Source organism: Streptomyces sp. NPDC002935 (genome assembly GCF_040611295.1).
GTDB lineage: Bacteria > Actinomycetota > Actinomycetes > Streptomycetales > Streptomycetaceae > Streptomyces.
Map to the genome: position 1 here is coordinate 1 of NZ_JBEXNW010000019.1, position 21,919 is coordinate 21,919.

The following is a 21,919-nucleotide window of genomic DNA, read 5'->3' on the forward strand; positions in this document are numbered from 1 at the left end:
GACAACGCCGCTGGGGGTCCCCCCTGCTCGAAGAGCTTGGGGGAGGGCGTGCCAGGCCCCGCGTCTCCGGCATGATCCGCCGGACAGGCCCTAGGACAGGTCCTAGCCGATGGCCGCGAACGTGATCGTGATCGGGTCCTGTTCCAGGCCGGTGTTGCCGACGCTGAACACATGGCCGGCGAAGTCCAGACCGCTGAGGGTGTTGTCGGTGATGGTCTGCGTGGCGGTGGTGCCGTCGCCGTTGCCGTTGCCGGCGTCACCGTCGGCCGCGGCGGTTCCGGCCAGACCGACCAGAGCTACGACGGCGACGGCGGGAAGGGCGAGAGCCGTTCTGATGCGCATGGGTGCGTTCCTGCGAAGTCGGTGGTTCTGCTGTCCGACCACTCAAAACGACCCCACGCACGACACGCACGGATTGCGCCGTCCCTTGGCGCGCCGCCGCAGGGCGCCCTCGCGGACGGAGGAGCCCCGGCCGAGGGCCCTCCCGTCAGCAGACCATGGCATTAATGTCATTTACGGCATTCCCCCATATATTGGGTCTGTGATCAGGCGGCTGGACCTACTCGACTCCGCTGACGACGGCATCACGGAAAGCGAGGTCTTCCGGCTCGCCCTTCAGCACTCCATCGCGGAGCTGGGCTGTGTCGGCGGGGCCGCCTACCTGCGGGGCCCCATGTCGGCTCTGCGCATGGTGTCCTCCACCGGACTGCCGTCGTCGTTCACCCGGGCGTGGGAGATCGTCGACCAGGACGGGCCCACGGCGACGGCCCGCGCCGTACGCTCGGGCCGGCACGCATGGGTGGCCGCTCTCCCCGCCGATCTGGTCGAACCCACCGCGCCGTTGCTGTCCCGGTCCGGCTGGTTCTCCGTACCCCTGGTCGACGGGCACCGTGCCATCGGCGCGATCACGTGCCTCACCGGGGACAACGAGGAACCGACGCCCGCGCAGTGGACGTTCCTCGAATCGGTGGCCGACTGGGCCATGAACCGCCTGCGGAAGATGCCGGCGCCCGCCCGTCTCGGCACCGACCTCGATTTCACTCCGGTCGGTTCCTGGGAGTGGGACCTGAGCACCGGCGCGCTGGAGTGGGACGAGGCCGCCATGAAGGTCTACGAGACCGATCCGGCGACGTTCGTGCCCGGCATCGAGAGCTGGATGAAGGTGGTCCACCCCGACGATCTCCCGGGCACCCTGGCGGCAGCCGAGCGCAGTATCCGGACCCACGCTCCGTTCGAGGCCGAGTACCGGGTCCGGCGCGGCGACGGAGCCTACACCTGGACGCGAGCATCCGGTCATGTCGTCCTGGACGACCAGGGCCATGTCGCGCGCATCGTCGGCAAGGGCTGGGCGAGCGACGCCTCGCGATCCACCCGGGATTCTCTCAGCCGTGCCCTGCAGCACATGAGCGACGCCTTCCTGTCCGTGGACGACTACTGGCGTATCACCTTCGCCAATCTGGAGGCGGAACGCATTCTCGGTTCGAAGGACGAGCAGCTCTTCGGACGCGATCTGTGGGACGTTCCCGCGCTGCGCCGGATGCCCGATCTGGAGGAACAGTGCCGACGCGGCGCCGCGCAGTCCACCGCCACCGGCTTCGACGTCACGCTGGCCGACACCGGCCGCTGTTACGACCTGCGACTCGTCCCCGTCCCCAGTGGTCTGACCCTGTACTTCACCGACGTCACCGATCGCCGCCGCAGTGAGGCCGAGCAGGTGGCGGCGATCCGGACCGCGGCCGAGCGGGCGAGCCGGACGGCGGAGCTGACCACGCGGCTCGCCGCGGCGACCACCTCACAGGACGTGGTGAAGGCCGTCGCCCAGCGCGTCCTGCCCCCGTTCGACGCCCAAGGCCTGCTCGTGCTGGTCATCGAGGACCAGAGGCTGGTGCACATCGGGTCCGTCGGTTACCCGAGTTCCTTTCTCCGGCACATGCGCGGAGCGCACGGGATGGAACTGTCGGATGCCGATCCGGCCGGGCGGGCCGTCCTGACCGGCGAACCCCGCTTCTACTCGTCCCGGGAGGAGTGGGTCACGGCCTTCCCCGACGACGGCACCCCGCCTCCGAGCACCAAGGAGGCCTGGGCCTTCCTCCCGCTGACGGCCTCCGGCCACACCTTCGGCGTGTGTGTCATCGCCTTCGACACCGCACGGCGCCTCACGTCCGAGGAACGCACCCTCCTCATCACCATCAGCGCGCTGGTGGCACACGCGCTGGAGAGGGCACGGCTCTACGACGCCGAGCTCACCCGCTCCGAGGAACTCCAGCAGGCTCTGCTGCCCCCGACCCTGCCCGCCGTGCCCGAGGTCACCGCGGCGGCGAGGTACCTGCCGGCCGGACAGACCTCCGACGTGGGCGGGGACTGGTACGACCTCATCCCGCTCTCGGCGGGCCAGGTGGCCCTGGTCATCGGTGACGTGATGGGCCACGGTCTGCCCGAGGCCGCGACCATGGGACGCCTGCGCACAGCGCTGCACACTCTGGCCGCCCTGGAACTGCCCCCCGACGAGATCATGGGCCACCTCAACGACATCGTCGGCGCCCTCGGCGATCACTCGTACGCGACGTGCCTGTACGCGCTCTACGACTCCACCGACGGAACGTGCACCATGGTGCGGGCGGGGCATCCGCCGCCCCTGGTCGTCCGGCCCGACGGCACCGCCTACTTCCCCGAGGTCGCCGCCAATCCTCCCCTGGGCGCCGCGTTCCCTCCGTTCGAGACGACGGAACTGAAGCTGTCGGCGGACAGCCTTCTGGTCCTCTACACCGACGGGCTCGTGGAGTCGCGGCTGAGGGAGATCGACCAGGGCATGGCCCAGCTCGCCGATCTGCTCCCCCGCGAGGCCTGCTGTCCCGATCTGGAGGAACTGTGCGACACGGTCACCGCGGGCCTGTTGCCGGGTGGGCAGCCCACCACCGACGACGCGGCCCTGCTGATCGCCCGCCTGCACACCGTGGCCGACCGGCAGATGGCTTCCTGGGCTCTTAAGGAGGGCCCGGAAGCCGCGGGTGAGGCCCGCCGCCACGTACGGGAGCAACTCGTCCGATGGCATCTGGACGACCTGGTCATGACGACGGAACTGCTGGCCAGCGAGCTGGTCGGGAACGTCATCCGCCATGCCAGGGGCCCGATCGGGCTTCGGCTCCTGTGCAGCGGAACGCTCGTCTGCGAGGTGTCCGACGCGAGTCTGACCATGCCCCGCATCCGGCGCGCCTCGGAGACCGACGAGGGGGGTCGGGGACTCCAGCTCATCAACGCCCTCTGCGAACGCTGGGGCAGCAGGTACACCACGGAGGGCAAAGCCATCTGGACCGAACAGGCACTCCCTCCGGAGGACCCGGCCGACGGGGATCCGCCCGCGAACACCGGCCGGCCGTCCTGAGGAGGGACCGAGGACACCTCGGCTACGGGGAGGTGTCGGTGCCGCCGGGTTGGGCGGCCTGCTGGTACAGCGTCACCAGCACGCTGTACATGGGCTGCCCCTCTTCGTCCTCCTCGGATTCGTCGACCAGCCGGGCGAGGGTCTCGGCGAGCTGCTGCGCCTTCGCGGGACCGAGACGCAGATGACGCAGCGTCAGAAGGGTCTCATCAGGCGAGCGCTGCAGTTCCTGGGCGACCGCGGCGAGCATCGCCGCGGTGCCGTCCGCCCGGGGTTCGGCGACGACCATGCGGCGGGCCGTGCGCTGGTAGTAGTGCTCGGTACCGCCGCGAACCTGGCGGGTCTCGGCGATGCGGACCAACCCGGCTTCCCGCAGCACTTTGAGGTGGTGGGCCACGTTGCCCTTCCTCGCGTCGAGATGCACCGCGAGCTGGCTGATGGTGGCCGGTCGGTGGCCGAGGACGAAGAGGAGCCGCTGACGCAGCGGATGGGCGAGCGCCGCGAACTGCTCGGGCGCACCGATCTCCTGGAGATCCTCGGGCGGCGGCGGACTGGGAGGCTGATCGCGCATTCCTAAAGTGTCTAACTCTCTTGACGCTTTCGCAAGGGCGGTGCTCTACTCCCTCCCATGACGACTCCGACGCAGCTACAACCTGCCCCCGTCATCGACGAGACGGCCCGGCTCCTGACCGAGCACTACATCTTCCCGGAGACAGCCGAGCAGCTCGCGGGCCTGATGCGACAGCGTCTCGCCGAGGGGGCCTACGACGTCGACAGTGCCGAAGAGCTCGGCCGGCTGGTCACCACGGACCTGCAATCCGCCAACGGCGACAAACACTTGCGACTGAAGTACCACCCGGTCCGGGTGCCTCCGGAGCAGGGGGAGGCCGCTCTGGCGGCCATGCGCCGGGACTTCGACACCTCGCTGGGTGGCGCGCCCCTGGTGGAGTTGCTCAAGGGAGGGGTGGCCGTCGTGGAGCTGGGGCCGGCCCTGTTTCCGCTGGAGTGGGCGGCCGAGCCACTGGGGGCGGCGCTCGCTCTGGCCTCACCTGCCCGGGCGCTGATCGTGGACCTCCGCGGCAACCTGGGCGGTGATCCGGACACGGTCTCCTTCGTCTGCGGTCACCTGCTGGATGCGCGCACCCACCTCAACACCATGCACTGGCGGGCCGGCGACCGCCGCGAGCAGTACTGGAGCCCCGCGCACGTGCCCGGCGCGCGCTTCGGCGGTACCAAGCCGTTGTACGTGCTGACCAGCGGCCGCACCTTCTCCGCCGCCGAGGAGCTCGCGTACGACTTGCAGCAGCTGGGCCGGGCCGTCGTCGTCGGCGAGCGCACCGGTGGCGGGGCGCACCCGCGTGACGGCTGGACGGTGCACCCGCACCTGGAAGCCAGTATTCCGGTCGGCCGCTCGGTCAACCCGGTCTCCGGCACCAACTGGGAGGGCACCGGCGTGGCGCCGGACATCGCCTGCGCCGCCGCCGACGCCCTCGACCGCGCCCACGCACTGGCCCTCGCGCGTCTGTCGGACTGAAGCGGCCCGACTCGGCGGCCCGGCGCCGATCAGGGCACCGGCGTGCTCGACCGGGACCGCGAGGCAGGCCTCGCGTCAGGACTTCTTGAGCTGGTCGTAGCGGCCCAGAAAGTGTGGGGTGCCGTTCTGCACGCGTTGCAGGAAGAGGCCGTTGACCCAGTGGAACTCGTCGGTGACCTCGTCGAACTCGATGGTCTTTGCGAGCCCGTTGTAGGTGGCCTCACGGAGTCTGCGCACCATGGCGCCCCGCTCGACCCCGGCGCTGCCCAGCTCGCGCAGCCCTTCGGCGATGAAGTTCAGGGCGTCGTACGCCTCGACGGCGAAGCGCTCGACGGTGCGTACGCCGAAGCGCTTCTTGTACGCCGTCACAAAGGGAGCCGCGGCGGGCAGCCGGGCCGGGTCGACATAGGCCGTGCAGATCACCCAGCCCTCGGCCGCCGTGCCCGCCTCCCCGAGGAACGCGGCCTCCAGGACCGGTTCCGGCGCCATCCGTGCGCCCCGGAAACCGGCCTGCCGCAACGCGCGGGCGCACCGGGCGGCGCGGTGCGGTGACGAGCCGCCGTAGACCACGGCCTGCGCCTTCGCGGCGAGCACCGCGGCGGCGACGGTGTCGAAGTCCTCGCTGTCCGCGGGGACGACATGGGTCGTGGTGGTGCCGTTGGAGGGCGGGAACGTCGCCAGGTCCTTGACGATCTGCCAACTGGTGCGGCTGGCCGCCCTGTCGTCGACGAGGGCGGTCCTGCGGCTCTTCTCGGTGTGGGTGAGGTAGTGGATGAAGGCCGTGGACAGAGAGTTCTCGTCGGGTCTGAGCTGGAAGAACGAGCGGGTGCCGGTCTTCGAGTACGTATCGCCGGCGGACGAGACGGTCACGATGGGCAGCAGGGCCTTCTCGTAGCGGGCGACGGCGGTCTCCGTCGTGGCGTTCCCGGTCGGGCCGATGACGGCGTACACCTCGTGGTCCGCGACGAAGCTCCCGGCCACCTCACCGGCCCGCTTCGCCTCCCCCGCGTCGTCCAGGACCTTGAGCGTCAGGTCGAAGGTACGGCCGTCCCGGGAACGGGAGTTGAACTGTTCCACGGCCAGCCGCACGCCCCGCTCCTGCGCCCGGCCCAGCGTCCTGTCCGGCCCCGACAGGTCGGCGTGCAGCCCGATGACGTACCGGGGCAGTGGTCCGGACCCCTTCGTGCCGGCACTTCCGGCCGTGGGCCTCGACGCCGCCCAGGCTGCCAGTCCCCCGCCGACCACCACCACCCCGGCCGCCGAGCCCAGCGTCAGCAGACGGCGCCGTGAGAGGCCGGGCCGCTCCGGCGGCAGCATGAGGGTGCCCGGCCCGGGGTCGGGCAGCGCCAGGACCGTGGCCGAGCGTTCCGCGATCAGCCGGGGCAGCGCGGACGGCAGCCAGTCGCCCTCCCCCTCGCCCTCACCGGCCAGCGCGTCCCGCACCTCCTGCGCGGTCGGCCTGGCCCGCGGGTCCTTCGCGAGGCAACGGGACAGCAGCGGGACGAGGGCCCACGGTACGGCGTCCAGGTCCGGCTCCTCGTGCACCGTGCGGAAGAAGATGGCGGCCGGAGTGCCGGTGCCGAACGGGCGGTGGCCGGTCGCGGCGTACGCCAGGACACAGCCCAGGGAGAAGATGTCGCTCGGCGGGCCGATGTCACCGCCCTGTGCCCGCGCCTGTTCGGGCGAGAGATAGCCGGGCGAGCCGATGACCACGTCGCTCGCGGTCAGCGCGGTGGCGCCGGTGGCACGCGCGATGCCGAAGTCGATCAACCGGGGCCCGTCCAGGGCGAGGAGGACGTTTCCCGGCTTGACGTCCCGGTGGACCAGGCCGGCGGCGTGCACCTCGGTGAGCGCTTCGGCCAGCCGGGCGCCGAGGGCGCGTACCGTCCGGTCGGGCAGCGGCCCGTGCAGCGCGACGGCCTCGGCCAGCGACGGGCCCGGCACGAAGGCGGTGGCCAGCCAGGGCTCGCGGGCCTGCGGAGCCGCCGCGGTGACCGGTACGACCCATCGCCCGGTGAGCCCGCCCGCCGCCTCGGCCTCGCGCCGGAACCTGGTCCGAAAAGCGTGGTCCGAGGCGTACTCGGCGCGGATCACCTTGAGCGCGACCAGCGTCCCGCCCGTCGAGCGGGCCAGGTAGACCACGCCCATGCCGCCCGCGCCGAGTCGGCCGAGCAGCCGGTAGCCGCCGACGAACGGCGGATCGCCCGGCTTGAGCGCGTGCACTCCCGTGTGTCCTGGCGGGTGCACTCCGCTCACGGCTACACCTCGGAGGGGGCGGCGCCGAGGAAGCGGAACCGGCCGCCCTCGACCTGGTGCAGGAAGACGCCCCAGCCGGCGAAGGTGCCGTCCGCCGGCTTGAAGGAGAACTCCTTGGTGATGCCCTTGTAGCGGCTCTTGCGCAGCAGGCCCAGCAACTCCTGGCGTTTCGGCGGCCGTCCGCCCTTCGTGCCCTTCACCAGCTCCTGGACGACGAGATTGACGGTGTCGTACGCCTCGGCGGCGTAGTAGCCGGGCGCGGCGCCGAACCGTTTGCGGAAGGCGGCGGTGAAGGCCGCCGCGGCCGGCACGGCGGAGGGGTCGACGAAGGAGGAGGTCAGCACCCACCCCTCGGCCGCGTCCCCGGCCCCCTTCAGGAACGCCGGGTCGATGACGGCCTGCGGGGTGAGCCTCGGTCCGTCGAAGCCGGCGTCGGCCAGGGCGCGGGCCACCCGGACCCCGCCCCGCGCGTCACCGGCGTAGATGAAGGAGCCGATCCCGGCCCGCATCATGTCGGCGACGACGGGTTCCACGTCGTCCGTGTCCGCGGGGATCACCCGGGGGTAGACCGGCCGGCCAAGTCGGCGCAGCATGAGGGCGTTGATCCAGGCGGATTCCTGCGCGTACGTCCGCGCGGTGCGGTCCTGGAGCAGGCCGGGGAGCAGCTTTCCCTTCTGCCGCATGAGATAGATGCTGATCGGCAGGGCGACGGCCGCGTCGCTGGGCCGGCAGTGCACGAAGGACCGGTACTGCTGCGCGGTCAGGATCAGTCCTCCGGCCGAGACGCACAGCAGCGGCAGCAGGGCCTCGTCGTAGGTGCCGAGGACGGCGTTGGCCGCCTCGTCGTTGGTCGGGCCGAGTACGGCGAGCACGTCGGTGTCCTGGATCAGTTTCTTGGCCGCGGTCCGTGCCCGGTCGGCGCTGCCGCCGTCGTCGACGGTCTTCAGGGCAAGCTCGAAGGGCTTGTTCTTACTGGAGTTGAACTGTTCGATCGCCAGCCGCGCACCCCGCTCCTGCGCCTCGCCCGCCGTCCGCTGCGCCCCGCTCAGGTCCGCCTGGACGCCGACGGCCCAGCGGTGGTCCCGCGGCGCCGGTGACCCCTGGTCGTCCTCGTCGCGCAGAGCGGCCCAGGCCGCCACACCGCCCGCCGCCATGAGCACGGCCGCTCCGGAAGCCAGCACGAGCAGTCGCCGACGGCTGGGCGCTGCCTGTTCCGCGTCCCCCGGCGTCTCGGCGACGGTCGGCTCGATGTCGGGCAGCGCCAGCATCTCGGACGAACTGTCGGCGATGGCCCGTACGACGTCCGCGGGCAGCCAGTCGAGCTGCCCGCCCTCGGGGATCGTGTCCTCGACCAGGAGCGCCGTGCCGAACTGCGCGGCCGTCGGACGGTCCGCCGGGTCCTTCGCCAGGCACCGGCGCAGCAGCGTCGGCAGGTCGCCGTCGCCGGTGTCCGCATCGTCCCCGTCGTCATCGGCCTCGATGCCGGCCAGGTCGGGTTCGTCGTGGACGGTGCGGTAGAGCAGGGCGTCCGCCGTGCCGGTGCCGAACGGCGGTCGGCCGCTCGCCGCGTACGCCAGCAGGCAGCCCAGCGAGAAGATGTCGCTCGGCGGGCCCACCTCCGAGCCGCGCGCCTCGGCCTGTTCGGGGGAAAGGAATCCGGGCGTGCCGACGACCAGGTCGGTGGAGGTGATCGCGGTCTCGTCGGACGCGCGGGCGATCCCGAAGTCGATGAGGCGGGGACCGTCCACGGCGAGCAGGACGTTGGCGGGCTTGACGTCCCGGTGGACCAGCCCCGCGGCGTGCACCTCGCGCAGAGCGGCGGCGAGCATCCTGGCCAGGACGCGCACGCTCCGGGCGGGGAGCGGACCGTGGCGGGTGACCGCCTCCTCCAGCGAGGGACCGGGCACGAAGGCCGTGGCCAGCCAGGGCGCCGCCGCGTCCGGGTCGGCGCCGGTGACCGGCACGGCCCAGGGGCTGGTCACCCGGCGGGCCGCCTCGACCTCGCGGCGGAACCGGGCGCGGAAGTCGGGATCGTCCGCGTACTCGGCCTGGATGACCTTCACGGCGGCCAGCGCCCCGGCCTCCGTACGGCCGAGGTAGACCACACCCATGCCGCCCGCGCCGAGGCGGGCCAGCAGTCGGTGTCCGCCGATCGAGGCAGGGTCGGTGGGGAGCAGGCGCGCGCTCATTCCGGCCCTTCCAGTTCGCTCTCGGTCTGGCCGAGCATCTGGCCCACTCCCTGCTGCAGGGCTGCGTCGACCTCCGGTCCGGACCGGCCCTTGGCACCCCTGCCGGCGACAGCCACGGTGATCTGTCCCAGGCGGCTCTGGATCCAGTAGTAGTAATAGGGGCCGCCGAGTTCGTCGCTGAAGTACTGGCCGCCCTCGGTCAGCGTGTCCTCGGAGCTGAAGTTGCCCAGCAGACCGAAGTCCGATCCCTGGGAGAGCAGTCCGGTGATCCGCTCGCCCTGGCGGAGTTGCTGGTCGGGGCACCGCAGCCCCTCTTCGAGTGTCTCGGCCATCTCCCATTCGGCGTCCTTCACCGTTCGGTGCACGGTGACGACGGCGGCGAGGCGGATCGGGCCCTTGCCGTCCTTCGCGGGGAGTTCGCTGTAGCGGGTGAGGGTGGCGAGGACCGTCGAGGGCAGTGGCGCGCGCTGCCAGACGCAGTCCGCGTCGAGCACGGGCCAGTAGCCGGGATCACTCTCGTACGGGTTTCGCTTGACGAAGCCGGGGCCCCAGTTCACGGGGGCCGCCGCGATGGCGCGGGCCATGCGTGCGGCCTCGGCGCGGGTCTTCGGTGCGCGGTCGGGATCGGGATGAAAGTCCAGACCGGTGCTGCTGGGCGTCGGGGCCGGGGCCGAGGTGGCGCCTGTGCCACTGCTCGCGGTCGCCTTCTCGGCAGCGGTGGGTTTCGCGTTCTCGCCGCCCCCCGCCCCCGAACAACCGGCCAGCGCCAGCCCCGTGGCTAATATGCCGCAGCACAGCCGCACCGGTCTTTGATACGCCATGAACGCCCCCATCCGCACGGGTGTTCCCCCGCAGGGAGCGTAGCGACTATGCCTCCGGCGCACTACGAATGTGTCGCGGTCCGTTGCGTACGGGCATGCCGACGGGGACGCCGAACAAGCGGCCCGGGGGTCTCTCAGCGCCTGTGAACAAACCCCGTGTCCGCCTGTACGGGCAAGCCGGGGTTGTTCAGGAGGCGGCTGGGGCGGGGGCGTTCAGGAGTGAGGCAGGCAGATAGCCGGACGTGATCCGCAGGTTCCAGCCGTGCACCTGCACGGCGAGCGCGGCCAGGGCGATCGAACCCAGCGGCATCAGGCTCCGGGGCGCGGGATCCTCACCGACGCCGACGCGGTGCTCCACCAGGCGTTGGTGCAGCGCGTGCTCGAAGGCGGCCTGGTCGTCTCGGAGCAGGATGCGCAGCAGCCGCTGGTCGGGGCTTGTCGCGCCGGCGGCGTCCAGGGCCAGCGCCGCGTCCAGGCGCTCGTCGATCGACGGCTTGCACAGCGTCACCTGCGGCCAGTCCCGGGGCAGATGGCCCGGCGACGGGGTCAGGTAGCCGCACAGGGCGTCCATGTGCGCGAGGTCGGCCGGATCGGAGATCGAGTCCCGCTGTGCGTGGGGCAGGTTCCTGTGCAACATGGGGGCGTAGTCCTGTCGGAGCAGGAGCCCGATCACCCGCTCCCAGTCGCTCACCAGGCCGCTGGCCACACAGATGTTGAACGCCTCGACCCAGGTGCGGGCGGTGACCGTGTCGGTCGCGTCCCGCATCTCGTCGAAGTCCTTCTCCTCGCTGCTCAAGCGCGTACGGGTCAGCGGGAAGGGAATCTCCCAGTCGCCGCCCGGGCAGCACCCCAACTCCAGTACGCCGAAGAGGGATTCGGCCGCCGTGGTCAGGGCGAGCCGGGTGCGTTCGTCCCGCAGGTCGGGATCGTGCACGCTGCGTGCGGCGACGTGGTCCAGCAGCTCGTCGCCGAGCTCCGACAACATCTCGCGCAGCGGGTACTCGTCGTGGTACACGTCCTCGAAACGGCGCTGAACACGGTCCGCCTTGTCGCCGAGGGCCTGCTCCAAGTGCTGCGGGCGCACCGGATGGCGCGGCACGTCGTTGATCTTCATCGGAACTCCTCCGTGGATACCCCGGCCTTCGGGCCGGGGTGGGGGTACCTCCCGCTTGCGGGGGAGAAGCGGACTCCTGCGGAGCAGGGCAGCGGGCTGGGATGCGCCGTCAGGGCGGATCGCAGTGCCCCGACCGGCAGGTTCGATCCTTCGCTAACGTTGGCGCTAGTTTGTGGGCCGTGGCCACTTACTTGAAGCGGGCGTTCAAGTACCGCTTCCATCCCACCGATGCGCAGGCAGCTGAGCTGTTGCGCACGTTCGGATGTGTGCGGAAGGTCTACAACCTGGCGCTGGCCGCGCGTACGCAGGCGTGGACGCGGCAGGAGCGGGTGAACTACAACCAGACCTCGGCGATGCTGACGGCCTGGAAGAAGACCGAGGAACTGGCCTACCTGAACGAGGTGTCGTCGGTTCCGTTGCAGCAGGCTTTGCGGCACCTGCAGGTGGCGTTCACCAACTTCTTCGGCAAGCGGGCGAAGTACCCGAGGTTCAAGTCCCGGAAGAAGTCCCGGAAGTCCGCCGAGTACACCAGCAGCGGGTTCCGTTTCCGGGACGGGAAGCTGACGCTCGCGAAGATGCGTGAGCCGCTGGACATCGTCTGGTCCAGGCCGCTGCCCGCCGGCGTGTCCCCCTCGACGGTGACCGTCTCCCAGGATCCGGCCGGACGCTGGTTCATCTCGATGCTGTGCGACGATCCGTCCGTCCAGCCCCTGCCTGCCACGGATACGGCCGTGGGTATCGACGTCGGCCTGACCCATCTGCTGACCCTGTCGACTGGCGAGAAGGTCACCAACCCGAGGCACGAGCGCCGCGACCGTGCCGCCCTCGCCATGGCGCAGCGCCGACTGGCGAAGAAGGCCAGGGGCGACGGCGCGAACCGGGCCAAGGCCCGCCGTAAGGTCGCGAAGATCCATGCTCGGATTGCCGACCGCCGCCGTGACACCCTGCACAAGCTGACCACTCGACTCGTGCGTGAGAACCAAACGCTCGTGATCGAGGACCTGACCGTCCGCAGCATGGTCAGGAACCGGAGCCTGGCCCGAGCCGTCTCGGACGCGGCATGGGCGGACTTGCGGAGCATGCTGGAGTACAAGGCCCAGTGGTACGGACGTGAGGTGATTGCCGTCGACCGGTGGTTCCCCTCCTCCAAGCTGTGCTCCGCCTGCGGCACCCTCCGGGAGCGGATGCCGTTGCATGTCCGTACCTGGACATGTGACTGCGGCACGACCCACGACCGGGACGTGAACGCGGCGAAGAACCTGCTGGCCGCCGGACTGGCGGTGACAGCCTGTGGAGCTGGTGTAAGACCTCAACGGAGCACTCCGGGCGGGCAGTCGGCGACGAAGCAGGAAACCCCACGGCGCGAGCCGTAGGAATCCCCCTCCTTCAGGAGGGGGAGGAAGTCAACCGTTCATCTTGTCAGTCCCCCAATGACAAAACCGCCCCGCCTTGAGGCGGGGCCGGCCAGGAGGGGCCGGTCAGACGTGGCCGGTCGGGGGGCGCGGTGTCCGCCGGGTGGGCAGGCCGCCTGGGGAGCGGCATGAGGGAAGTGACCAGGTCGGGGGCGTCCAGGAGGCGGACGCGGGCCGGGTCGAGGTCGTCCGGGTACAGGGCGTACACCTCGCTCCCGGCGGGGAGGTCCAGGTCGCCGCGTACGAGGAAGGCCAGTCGGGCATCGGCCGCTTCCGCGGGGGGTCCCTCGCACCTGGGGTCGTGGGCGCGGGCGGTGATGCGGAGGGCCAGCCACCTCGCGTCCCCGTACACACGGCGGTAGGTGGTCGTGGTGCCGTCGCCGTGGCGGACCACGACGGTGTGCGCGCGGGCGGCCGCGTGCCAGGCGGCGACCTCGCCGAGGCCGACCCAGGGGACCAGGTCGATGCACACCCGGTTGAACACATCGGTGACTTCCCAGCCGAGGTTTCGGAGGGGGTCGCCACACCGGTGGGGGGAGTTGTCGGTGGGGGCCGGGGGGACGTCGAGCCAGAGCACGGTGCGGTCCTCGATGCTGACGACCATCGCCATGCTTTGGTAGGCCCTGCCGGCCAGGTCGAACCGGTGCTCGGCCCGGCGGGCGTCGAACGGCAGGCCGTCGCCGATCTCGTCGCGGACCGTCAGCCCGGCGAACGCCTCGGCGAGGTTGCCGAAGCGCACGGTGCGGGTGTCGACGGTGGTGACGATGTACCGGACTCCGGCGGCGGCGAGCCTGTCGAGGTCGAGGTCGACGAACTCGCAGGCGCCGTCCGGCGCCCGGGGCACGTTCAAATCGGCGGAGTGGACCGCGGCCTCGGGGAAGTCCTGCCCCCACCGGTAGGGGTAGGTCTGCCCGGTCCATCCGCAGGCGCCGACGCGGTCCCACACGCCGTTGTAGAACAAGGCGGCCAGGTCCAGGCCGGCGGTGGCGTCGGCCCCCGTCAGGTGGACGAAGAGGCGCAGGGCGCGGCCTGCGGGCAGGGGCAGTGCGCTGCCCCGCTGCAGGGTGGCCGGCGTGCCGGATGTGCGGGGTGCGCGGAATGGACGGGACGTGCGGCGTCGGGCGAACGGTGCGACGACGCCGTCGAGACCGGCGTCGATGACCGCCGTGCCGACCTGGGGCAGGGCGGCGGCGCGGCACACGACCTCAGCGGTGATGATCTCCTCGGCAGGTTTTCTGACGGCCGACCAGTCGAGGCCGGCGCGGTGTTCGGGCTGGAGGTGGACCCTGCCGGGGGCGCCCTGGGGGAGGAACACGCGGTTGCCGACCGGGAGGGAGCGGGCGCGCACCGCGCCGAGTGCGGACAGCAGCGCGGCGGGCGCCGCGTGCGGCACGGCGGCCTCCAACGCGGCGAGCACCGGCGCGGGAGCGGTGCGGGCGAGGAGCAGCAACTGGTTGAGGCGGCGCAGCAGTTCGTCGGGGCGCCCGTCGAGGAGCCGGAGAGCTTCGCCGGTGTCGGCGGCGGCGAGTGCGGCCTCCAGCCGAGCGGCCCAGGGTGCGATGCGGACGGTGCCGGTGGTGGTGTCCGCGCCCGGTACGCCGGCGGCGGCGGTCCGCAGCGTGGCGGCGAGCCGGTCGTCGGCGAGGGTCAGGCCGCGCAGGCAGGCGAACGCCAGGGCGGCGCGGGGGAAGGCGGTGGCGTGCTCGAAGGGGTGCAGTCGTTCGGCGGCGCGCTTCCACAGGCCCGCGCGGCGGCGCAGGTCCTGTGCGGCCGGCTGCGGGTCCATCCGGTCCAACGCGGCGAGGAGGGTGCGGCGCAGCGGGCGCGGGACCGCGGTGAAGCGGCGCACCCGGGCCAGGCCCGGGTCGCCTCCGGCGCGAACGGCCAGCAGGCGCAGCGCGTCGTCGGGGGTCGTGATGCGGGCGCCGACGGCCGGCAGCGTGGTGGGGAACAGGGCGGGGTCGTCCAGCAGCCAGGCCAGGACGCGGGCCCGGGTCTCGCGGGCGGGGATCGGGTCGGGCAGCCACGCCGTGTCGGTGCGGTCGCCGACCGCGTCGAGGAGGACGGCGAGGTCCGCTGTGTCCTGCGGGCCCAGGGCCGCCGTGTGGGCGAGGAGGGCGGACAGCTCGGCCCCGGCGTGGGCGCGCCGGGCGGCCAGGTCGCCGCCCAGGGAAAGGACCCGCAGGCGGCGTTGCGGCGAGCCGTGGCCCGCATCGGATGGGGCGGCCGCAGTCGGGCGCAGGAACGGATCGCCCGCGTCGACGCGGCACCGGCAGACCGGACAGGTCGGCACGCCGGCCCTGTCGAAGCACTTCCAGCAGACCAGGTGTGCGCACGGCGACACCGCGTCCACCGCACCGACGGCGCCGCACACGGCACACGGCTGCACGGGCGTCCGCGCCAGGACCGCCAGCACCCGCTCGGCCCACCTCGCACGCGGGTTCGGCGGCACCGCCGCCGGGAACCCCCGGAAGACGGGGACGAGGTCGGGGCCTGTGCCGCCCGCCGCGTCGATTTCCTCCAGCAGCCCGCGGCCCGCGGCGGCCAGCGACTCCTCGCTGCGCGCCGCAAGGGCCCGCCGCAGACCCGCCGACACCAGGAAACCCCGCTCCAACAGGTCGCCCTCCACGAGCGTGGCGCCGGCCGACGTCAGCGCGGTGGGCTCCGCCGCACACCACCCCGGGAGGTAGACGGCACCACGCCGACGCAGCAGCACCGCGGCCACACTGTTGGCGCCGCCCGCCGCGCCCGTACCAGAAAGCAGTGCCATCAGGCGTTTTCCCCCGTGTCGTACGAAAGCCCGGCCCGGTACGCACCGGCAGCCCAGCCGGTCCGGGCGGACAGCGCGCCGCTCCCGCCCCGCGAAAGGCACCCGGGACGGCCCGGTACGCACCGGGCGGGTGCGGCACCGGTCCCGAACAGGCTCGAGGCGGGGCGGAAAGTGAGCGCGCTGCTCCCTGCCCCGGAAGATCAGTAAAGGAAACACGCTGCGGAGCCGCCCCGCCTGGATACAAGACAACTATCACGAACCCGCCGAAGTCGATCAACCGGGTTCCCAGCGCCACGCGTTGTGTCCGGCGGAGACGCGCGACAGCCAGAAGAACCGGGAGCGCCAAGCCTCAGCGCCGGACCGCTTGTTCTGTCGTGAGGGCCGGCCTCCTGCGCCTTCCGTCAGGAAGCCGTTGGTTCAACTGCGCGCGAATTCCAGGAGGTCGGCGTTGAACACGTCGGCGAACTTGGGCACCATGGCCAGGCCGTGGGGAGCGCCGGGGTACACCTTGTAGATCGCGTCCTTGACGAGCTTCGAGGACTTGTGACCGGAAGCCACGATGGGGACGATCTGGTCGTCGTCGCCGTGCACGATGAGTGTGGGGACGTCGATCTTCTTGAGGTCTTCGGTGAGGTCGGTCTCGGAGAACGCCTTGACGCAGTCGTAGGCGCCCTTGATGCCCACGGTCATTCCCCAGAGCCAGAACTCGTCCCGCGTTCCCTGGGTGACGGTCGATCCGTCACGGTTGGCCCCGTAGAACGGGCCGCTGAGGTCCTTGTAGTACTGCGACCGGTCCTTCTCCACGCCCGAGCGGATCTCGTCGAAGACGTCGACCGGCAGGCCCTCGGGGTTCGCTTCCGTCTTGAGCATGAGCGGCGGGATCGCACCGACCAGGACCGCCTTCGCCACCCGGCCGGTGCCGTGCCGGCCCATGTAGCGCGTGACCTCACCGCCGCCGGTCGAGTGCCCCACGAGAATGACGTTCTGGAGGTCCAGGGCTTCGATGACCGCCGCCAGGTCGTCGGCGTACGTGTCGAGGTCGTTGCCCTCCCAGGTCTGCCCGGAGCGACCGCCACCGCGCCGGTCGTGGGCGATGGCACGGAAGCCGTTGTCCGCCATCACCCTCATCTGGGCGTCCCAGGCGTCCGCGGTCAGCGGCCAGCCGTGGGAGAAGACGACGGGCTGACCCGACCCCCAGTCCTTGTAGAAGATCTGTGTGCCGTCCTTGGCAGTTGCGAAGGGCATGTGTGGTTCCTCTCGAACTGGTCCGGGATTCCACGCTTCACGCGATCTCGATACCCGCGCCGGATGGTGAACGACGACTGCCACACACGTACCAGCGGCGGACGCACGGGGACGACGGAACGGTCAGCAGCGCAAAATGACCGGAATGAGCACGTCGTCCACATCACCCTAACCGAGGGGCCACGCTTCGGCGCGCCGGGCAGTCACCGCCCCCGAGCTCACCGGACGGACTGACCCGTCGGGGCGATCTTGCTTGTCCTGCCTCGCTTAATTCGCCTGCTTCCGCATCCTTCGGACACGGCCGGGCGTTGGCGCGATGTCCGTGTCGATCACCGAGTCCGGAGCAGGCGTGCCCGTTCCCCGTGTCCCCTCCCCGCCCCCCGGCCTGATGGCCGCGCGGGTGCAGGACCCGTATCCCTACTTCGCCTGGCTGCGCCGGCATGCGCCCGCTCACGCGGACCGCAGGCCCGGTCGGCCCACCGTGTGGCAGATCTCCCGCTACGCGGACGTCCGCGCGCTGTTGACCGACGGGCGGCTGAGCAAGGACCCCGGCCGGGTGCCCGGCTATGTTCCGGGGCCGGCCGGGCTGAACCGGCACCTGGTCCACGCCGATCCTCCGGACCACACCCGTCTGCGCACCCTGGTGAACGCGGCGTTCGTACCCCGCCGTATCGCCCGGTTGGAACCCTTCATCAAGGACACGGCGAACCGGCTGCTGGACCGGATCGAGCACGACGCCCACGTGGATGTGATCGCGGCCTTCGCCGCGCCTCTCACCTTCCGGATGATCTGCGCGATCCTCGGCGTCCCCGAGGAACTCGACGACGCGACGACCCGGGACACGCTGATGGCCACCATCGCACCAGCTCCGGGCCGGGATCCGGCCCGGGTGGAGGGCGATCTGCATGCCCTCCTCGACCGCCTGATCGCCGGCAAGCGCGCCAGGGGCGAGCGCAGTGGCGTGGACCTGCTGGGCGCTCTCGTCGAGGCCGGCGACCACAGCGGGGCGATGAGCGAGGAGGAGCTGCGCTCGACCGCCTACCTCCTGCTGCTGGTCGGCCACGACACCACCATGAACCTCATCGGCAACGGCATGCTCGCCCTGCTCAGGAACCCGGACCAGGCCGCCCGGTTGACCGCACCGTCGGCCGGCCCGGAGCTGGTCGGCACAGCGGTCGAGGAACTGCTTCGCTACGACTCCCCGGTGCGGGACGCGACGTTCCGGTGTGCCAGCGAACCGATCAGCCTGCACGGTCAGTTGATCGGTGAGGGGGACATCGTCAGCCTCCTGATCGGCTCCGCCAACCGCGACGACGCCCGCTTCCCCGACGCGGACCGGCTCGATGTGGGCCGAACCTCCAATGATCATCTCGCCTTCGGCTACGGCCCTCACTTCTGCATCGGCGCCGCCCTGGCCCGGCTCGAAGGCGCCGTCGCCCTCCCCCTGCTGCTCCGGCGCCTGGGCAGGGTGCAGCTGGCCAAACCCGACGACGAACTCCCCTGGCGCCCGGCCCGGGTGATGCGCGGACTGGCCGCACTGCCCGTCGTACGGACCTGACCGCTCCCGACTCCCCGCCTGCCCGCCTGCCCGCCTGCCCGCCTGCCTTGCCCCGTCTGCCCGTCTGCCCGTCTGCCCGTCTGCCCGTCTGCCCGTCTGCCCGTCTGCCCGTCTGCCCGTCTGCCCGTCTGCCCGTCTGCCTAACGTCCCTCGACCAGGAGCACATCGCATGGACAGTCACGACCCCGTAGTGATGACGGCCGAACCACGGCCCGGCGTCCTGCTCATCACCCTCAACCGGCCCCGCGTCCGCAACGCCGTCGACCAGGCGCTGGCCGACGCCGTGGACTCGGCCCTCACCCGCCTGGAGTCCGACCCGGCCCTCTCCGTCGGCATCCTCACCGGAGCGGGCGGCCACTTCTGTTCAGGCATGGACCTCAAGGCCTTCCCCACCGAGGGCGTTCCGCTCGTCGCCGACCGCGGGCTCGCCGGACTGACCCGCGCCCGCGTCGGCAAGCCGCTCATCGCCGCCGTCGAGGGCGCGGCCGTCGCCGGCGGTTTCGAACTCGCCCTCGCCTGCGACCTCATCACCGCCTCCGACACCGCGTTCTTCGCCCTGCCCGAAGTCGCCCGCGGGCTCATCGCCGCCGAGGGCGGAGCCATCCGCCTCCCCGGCCGGCTCCCCTACCACGTGGCCATGGAGATGCTGCTGACCGCCGCTCCCCTGCCCGCCCCGGACGCGGCCCGGTACGGACTCGTCAACCAGCTCACCGGTGAAGGCCGAGCCGTTCACGCGGCGCTCGCCCTGGCCGAGCGCGTCCAGGCCCACTCCCGCGACGCCGTCCACATCACGAAGCGGATCGTCCAGGACACCCGCGGCCTCGACGATCACACCGCGTACACCGTCCAAGACCCCCTGAGCGCACCGGTCTTCACAACCGGCGCCGCCGCCGAGGGCGCCCAGGCGTTCACCGAGAAGCGCCCGCCGGCGTGGAGCCGGTGAGCATCGCGGCCCGCGGTCACGTCGCCGGCCTGCCCTCACCCCGCCGGCCGCCGTGTCCGAACAGGTCGCCGGCCACCACGCCGCGGGTGGAGAACGTGACGGGTTCGCCCAGCGGGAAGTCCCCCGGCGGGATACCCGGGTGGTGCCCGTCGTGTGGTGACGCGTGCGCCGATCTCGGGCCGAGCGCGAGTCGGGAGACGATGCGGTAGCGGTCTCCGCGGTAGATCGAGTGGACGTACTCCACCGGCCGGTCCCGGGCGTCCGAGGTGAGGCGCTCGAACAGGAGGGCCGGGGACAGCTCCGGCACGTCGAGCAGGCCTGCCTCGTCGCGGCTCACCACCGTGGGTTCGATCGACTGGACCGCCTCGCTGACCTGGATTCCGTGCCGTTCACCGAGGTGCTCGTACAGGTCGCCGTTCTCCAGTTCGTCACTGGTCAGGTCGGGCACCAGGTCGGCGGGGACGTGCAGGTACTCGATGGCCATGGGTGAGCCGTCGACCAGGCGGAGCCGTGCCACGTAGCGGATTCTGGCCGCGGGCGAGATACGCAGCCTGCGGCCCACGCGGGCACCGGCGGACAGTGTGCTGAATTCCAGGAGTCTGCTGGTCCACGTGCCCGCGGCCTGGGGCAGGCTGAAGGTCTGCCGGTCCGACACCAGTTCCTGGGTGATCTTCTCGGCGGCCACGAACATGCCTCGTCCGTGCTCACGCACCAGGAGTCCGGCGACGACGAGTTGGTCCACCGCCGCCCGCAACGTGGGCCTGGACACCCCGAGTTCGGCGCAGAGCGCGCGCTCGGAGGGAATGGCGTCGCCGGGGCGGCGTTCCTCGATGAGTTCGAGGATCGTGTCACGGACTCTTTCACGCTTGAGTACCGCGCGCGAGGCGGCGGGATCGATCTCCATGCAGGACTCTCGTTCGTCGTGGGTACCGGCCGACTGGTATGGCGGCTGACCATAACTGGTCTGCTGGTCCATGGGGGTTGAACCTGCCCGGCCTTGCGCCACAGGTAACCCGAGCCACCTTGGTTCGAGCAAGTCCCCTTACGTACAAGGGGGTTGACGCACGCAATGGTCTATGCCACTTTCATGCGACGTCAACTGGTAAGCCCGGCCGACCAACTGGTCAAGCACGGAATGTCTCCTCGTGTTCCTGAGTACCCCCACCCTCCCGCGGCCGGCGGGAGCCCCCCGAAAGGAACTCACATGAGAAACCGTCCACCCTCGGGCCGCCGCCGCGTGGCCCTCGCCCTGTCGGCTCTCCTGGGCGGCACCGCCCTGGTCGCCGTTCCGATGACCGCGCCCGCCGCCGCGGCCGGAGGTCTCGCCGTCCAGTACCGCACCAGCGCGAGCGGTGCCACCGCCGACCAGAGCGAACCCTGGTTCAAGGTGCGCAACACCAGTTCCTCCTCCGTGCAGTTGAGCCAGGTCAAGATCCGCTACTACTTCAAGGCGGACTCGGCGAGCACCAGTTATCGCTTCGCCTGCTCCTGGGCGGTCAAGGGGTGCGCGAACGTCACCGGCACGTTCGGCACACTGGCTCATCCCACCGGCACCGCGGACCGGTACCTGGAGATCGGTTTCGCCTCCGGGGCCGGCACCCTCGCACCGGGCACCGACACCGGCGACATGCAGCTCCGCTTCTACCAGTCCAACTGGCAGAGCGTGAACCAGGCGGACGACTACTCCTTCAACGCCGCACAGACCTCGTACGCGGACTGGAACAAGGTCACCGCCCAGCTCGCCGGAACCACCGTGTGGGGCACGGCGCCGGAGGGCAACGACCCGACGGATCCGACCGACCCCACCGATCCGCCGACGGATCCGCCCGGTGGCGGCCAGTCCCTGTTCGACGACTTCACCTACACGTCGTACACCGACCCCGCGATCTCCGCACACGGCTGGACTGTCCGCTCCAACTCCGGCGGTCCCGGGGTTCCCGGCGCGACCTGGGACCCCTCCAAGGTCACCTTCCCGAAGGTGTCCGGCAACTCGGTGATGAACCTGGAGACCTCGACGGCGGGCACCGCCGAGTCCACCAGGCAGACCGAAGTCCTCTCCAAGAGCACGAAGTTCAAGAACGGCACCTACGCGGCGCGGGTGAGATTCGCCGACGCTCCCCAGTCCGGCCCGGACGGCGATCACCTGGTGCAGACGTTCTTCACCATCAACGACCTCAAGGCGCCGATGGCCGACGACTACGCCGAGTACGACTTCGAGTACCTGCCCAACGGCGGCTGGGGCGAGTCGGGCAACATCCTCTACACGACGTCGTGGGAGACGTACAACCCGGACCCCTGGCAGGCCGTCAACCAGCACACCGAGGCGCGTCAGAGCTACGCCGGATGGCACGACCTGGTGCTCACCATCGACAGCGGCAGCATCAAGTACTACATCGACGGACAGCTCTTCGGCACCCATGACGCCCAATACCTGCCCGAGCGGCCGATGTCGATCAACTTCAACCAGTGGCTCATCGACCTCGCCGGTCAGACCTCGACCACGGCGCGCGCCTACAACGAACAGGTCGACTACGTCCTGCACGTCAAGGACCAGGTCCTCACCCCGGCCCAGGTGGCCGCGAAGGTGACCGCCTACCGCGGCGCGGGCACCGCCTTCGTGGACGAGGTTCCGGCGTCCTGACGCGCAGAGCCGTACGGTTCCCCGTCCCGGCCGGACAGTCGGGCCCGCCGGGACGGG

At 71.2% G+C, this 21,919-nt stretch carries 15 protein-coding genes; 6 read left to right on the forward strand and 9 right to left on the reverse strand.

What is annotated here, in order from left to right; translation table 11 throughout:
- Positions 1–102: 102 nt before the first annotated feature.
- Positions 103–342 carry a hypothetical protein gene (locus tag ABZX90_RS24825; RefSeq protein WP_351133600.1) on the reverse strand — a complete coding sequence of 80 codons (240 nt, stop codon included), beginning with the start codon at positions 340–342 and terminating at the stop codon, positions 103–105.
- A 199-nt stretch (positions 343–541) separates the two neighbouring features.
- On the opposite strand from ABZX90_RS24825, the gene ABZX90_RS24830 reads away from it, so the two are divergent.
- The gene (locus ABZX90_RS24830) at positions 542–3,382 is read left to right on the forward strand and encodes a SpoIIE family protein phosphatase (RefSeq protein WP_355208126.1); all 2,841 of its coding nucleotides are present in this window, start codon (positions 542–544) and stop codon (positions 3,380–3,382) included.
- 22 nt (positions 3,383–3,404) lie between these two features.
- On the opposite strand, the gene ABZX90_RS24835 is transcribed toward ABZX90_RS24830, so the two are convergent.
- Entirely contained in the window at positions 3,405–3,950 is a 546-nt protein-coding gene (locus ABZX90_RS24835; protein ID WP_355208129.1) for a winged helix-turn-helix domain-containing protein, read from the reverse strand.
- 57 nt (positions 3,951–4,007) lie between these two features.
- Here ABZX90_RS24835 and ABZX90_RS24840 point away from each other — a divergent pair, with 57 nt between their 5' ends.
- On the forward strand, positions 4,008–4,913 hold the full coding sequence (locus tag ABZX90_RS24840; RefSeq protein WP_355208132.1) for a S41 family peptidase: 906 nt from the start codon (positions 4,008–4,010) through the stop codon (positions 4,911–4,913).
- 75 nt (positions 4,914–4,988) lie between these two features.
- Here ABZX90_RS24840 and ABZX90_RS24845 read toward each other — a convergent pair whose 3' ends face one another.
- The 4 genes from ABZX90_RS24845 to ABZX90_RS24860 form a co-directional block, all read right to left on the reverse strand.
- On the reverse strand, positions 4,989–7,169 hold the full coding sequence (locus tag ABZX90_RS24845) for a bifunctional serine/threonine-protein kinase/ABC transporter substrate-binding protein (protein ID WP_355208134.1): 2,181 nt from the start codon (positions 7,167–7,169) through the stop codon (positions 4,989–4,991).
- Between the two features lie 2 nt (positions 7,170–7,171).
- Positions 7,172–9,358: a bifunctional serine/threonine-protein kinase/ABC transporter substrate-binding protein gene (locus ABZX90_RS24850; protein ID WP_355208137.1), complete on the reverse strand. Its 2,187-nt coding sequence runs from the start codon at positions 9,356–9,358 to the stop codon at positions 7,172–7,174.
- Positions 9,355–10,179 carry a hypothetical protein gene (locus ABZX90_RS24855; RefSeq protein ID WP_355208140.1) on the reverse strand — a complete coding sequence of 275 codons (825 nt, stop codon included), beginning with the start codon at positions 10,177–10,179 and terminating at the stop codon, positions 9,355–9,357. The genes ABZX90_RS24850 and ABZX90_RS24855 overlap by 4 nt, the downstream gene beginning before the upstream one ends.
- Positions 10,180–10,366: 187 nt before the next feature.
- Positions 10,367–11,293 (reverse strand): immunity 49 family protein, encoded by a 927-nt coding sequence (locus tag ABZX90_RS24860; protein ID WP_355208143.1) that lies wholly within the window; start codon positions 11,291–11,293, stop codon positions 10,367–10,369.
- 179 nt (positions 11,294–11,472) lie between these two features.
- On the opposite strand from ABZX90_RS24860, the gene ABZX90_RS24865 reads away from it, so the two are divergent.
- A complete protein-coding gene (locus ABZX90_RS24865; protein ID WP_355208145.1) occupies positions 11,473–12,666 on the forward strand; it encodes an RNA-guided endonuclease TnpB family protein in 1,194 nt (397 codons plus the stop codon).
- A 46-nt stretch (positions 12,667–12,712) separates the two neighbouring features.
- Here ABZX90_RS24865 and ABZX90_RS24870 read toward each other — a convergent pair whose 3' ends face one another.
- Complete coding sequence (locus ABZX90_RS24870; protein WP_355208148.1) at positions 12,713–15,475, reverse strand: MXAN_6230/SCO0854 family RING domain-containing protein; 2,763 nt, start codon at positions 15,473–15,475, stop codon at positions 12,713–12,715.
- A 417-nt stretch (positions 15,476–15,892) separates the two neighbouring features.
- Positions 15,893–16,720, reverse strand: a complete 828-nt coding sequence (locus tag ABZX90_RS24875; protein ID WP_355208150.1) for an alpha/beta hydrolase — start codon at positions 16,718–16,720, stop codon at positions 15,893–15,895.
- 349 nt (positions 16,721–17,069) lie between these two features.
- Between ABZX90_RS24875 and ABZX90_RS24880 the strand changes: the two genes are divergently transcribed.
- Together ABZX90_RS24880 and ABZX90_RS24885 are read left to right on the forward strand one after the other, a co-directional pair.
- Positions 17,070–18,278, forward strand: coding sequence for a cytochrome P450 (locus tag ABZX90_RS24880; RefSeq protein ID WP_355208153.1), 1,209 nt, complete (start codon positions 17,070–17,072; stop codon positions 18,276–18,278).
- A 169-nt stretch (positions 18,279–18,447) separates the two neighbouring features.
- A complete protein-coding gene (locus tag ABZX90_RS24885; protein WP_355208156.1) occupies positions 18,448–19,221 on the forward strand; it encodes a crotonase/enoyl-CoA hydratase family protein in 774 nt (257 codons plus the stop codon).
- A gap of 16 nt (positions 19,222–19,237) precedes the next feature.
- Here the strand turns inward: ABZX90_RS24885 and ABZX90_RS24890 are convergent, their stop codons facing one another.
- Positions 19,238–20,125: a GntR family transcriptional regulator gene (locus ABZX90_RS24890; RefSeq protein WP_351133623.1), complete on the reverse strand. Its 888-nt coding sequence runs from the start codon at positions 20,123–20,125 to the stop codon at positions 19,238–19,240.
- Between the two features lie 300 nt (positions 20,126–20,425).
- Between ABZX90_RS24890 and ABZX90_RS24895 the strand changes: the two genes are divergently transcribed.
- Positions 20,426–21,862, forward strand: coding sequence for a cellulose binding domain-containing protein (locus ABZX90_RS24895; RefSeq protein WP_355208159.1), 1,437 nt, complete (start codon positions 20,426–20,428; stop codon positions 21,860–21,862).
- Positions 21,863–21,919: the final 57 nt, after the last annotated feature.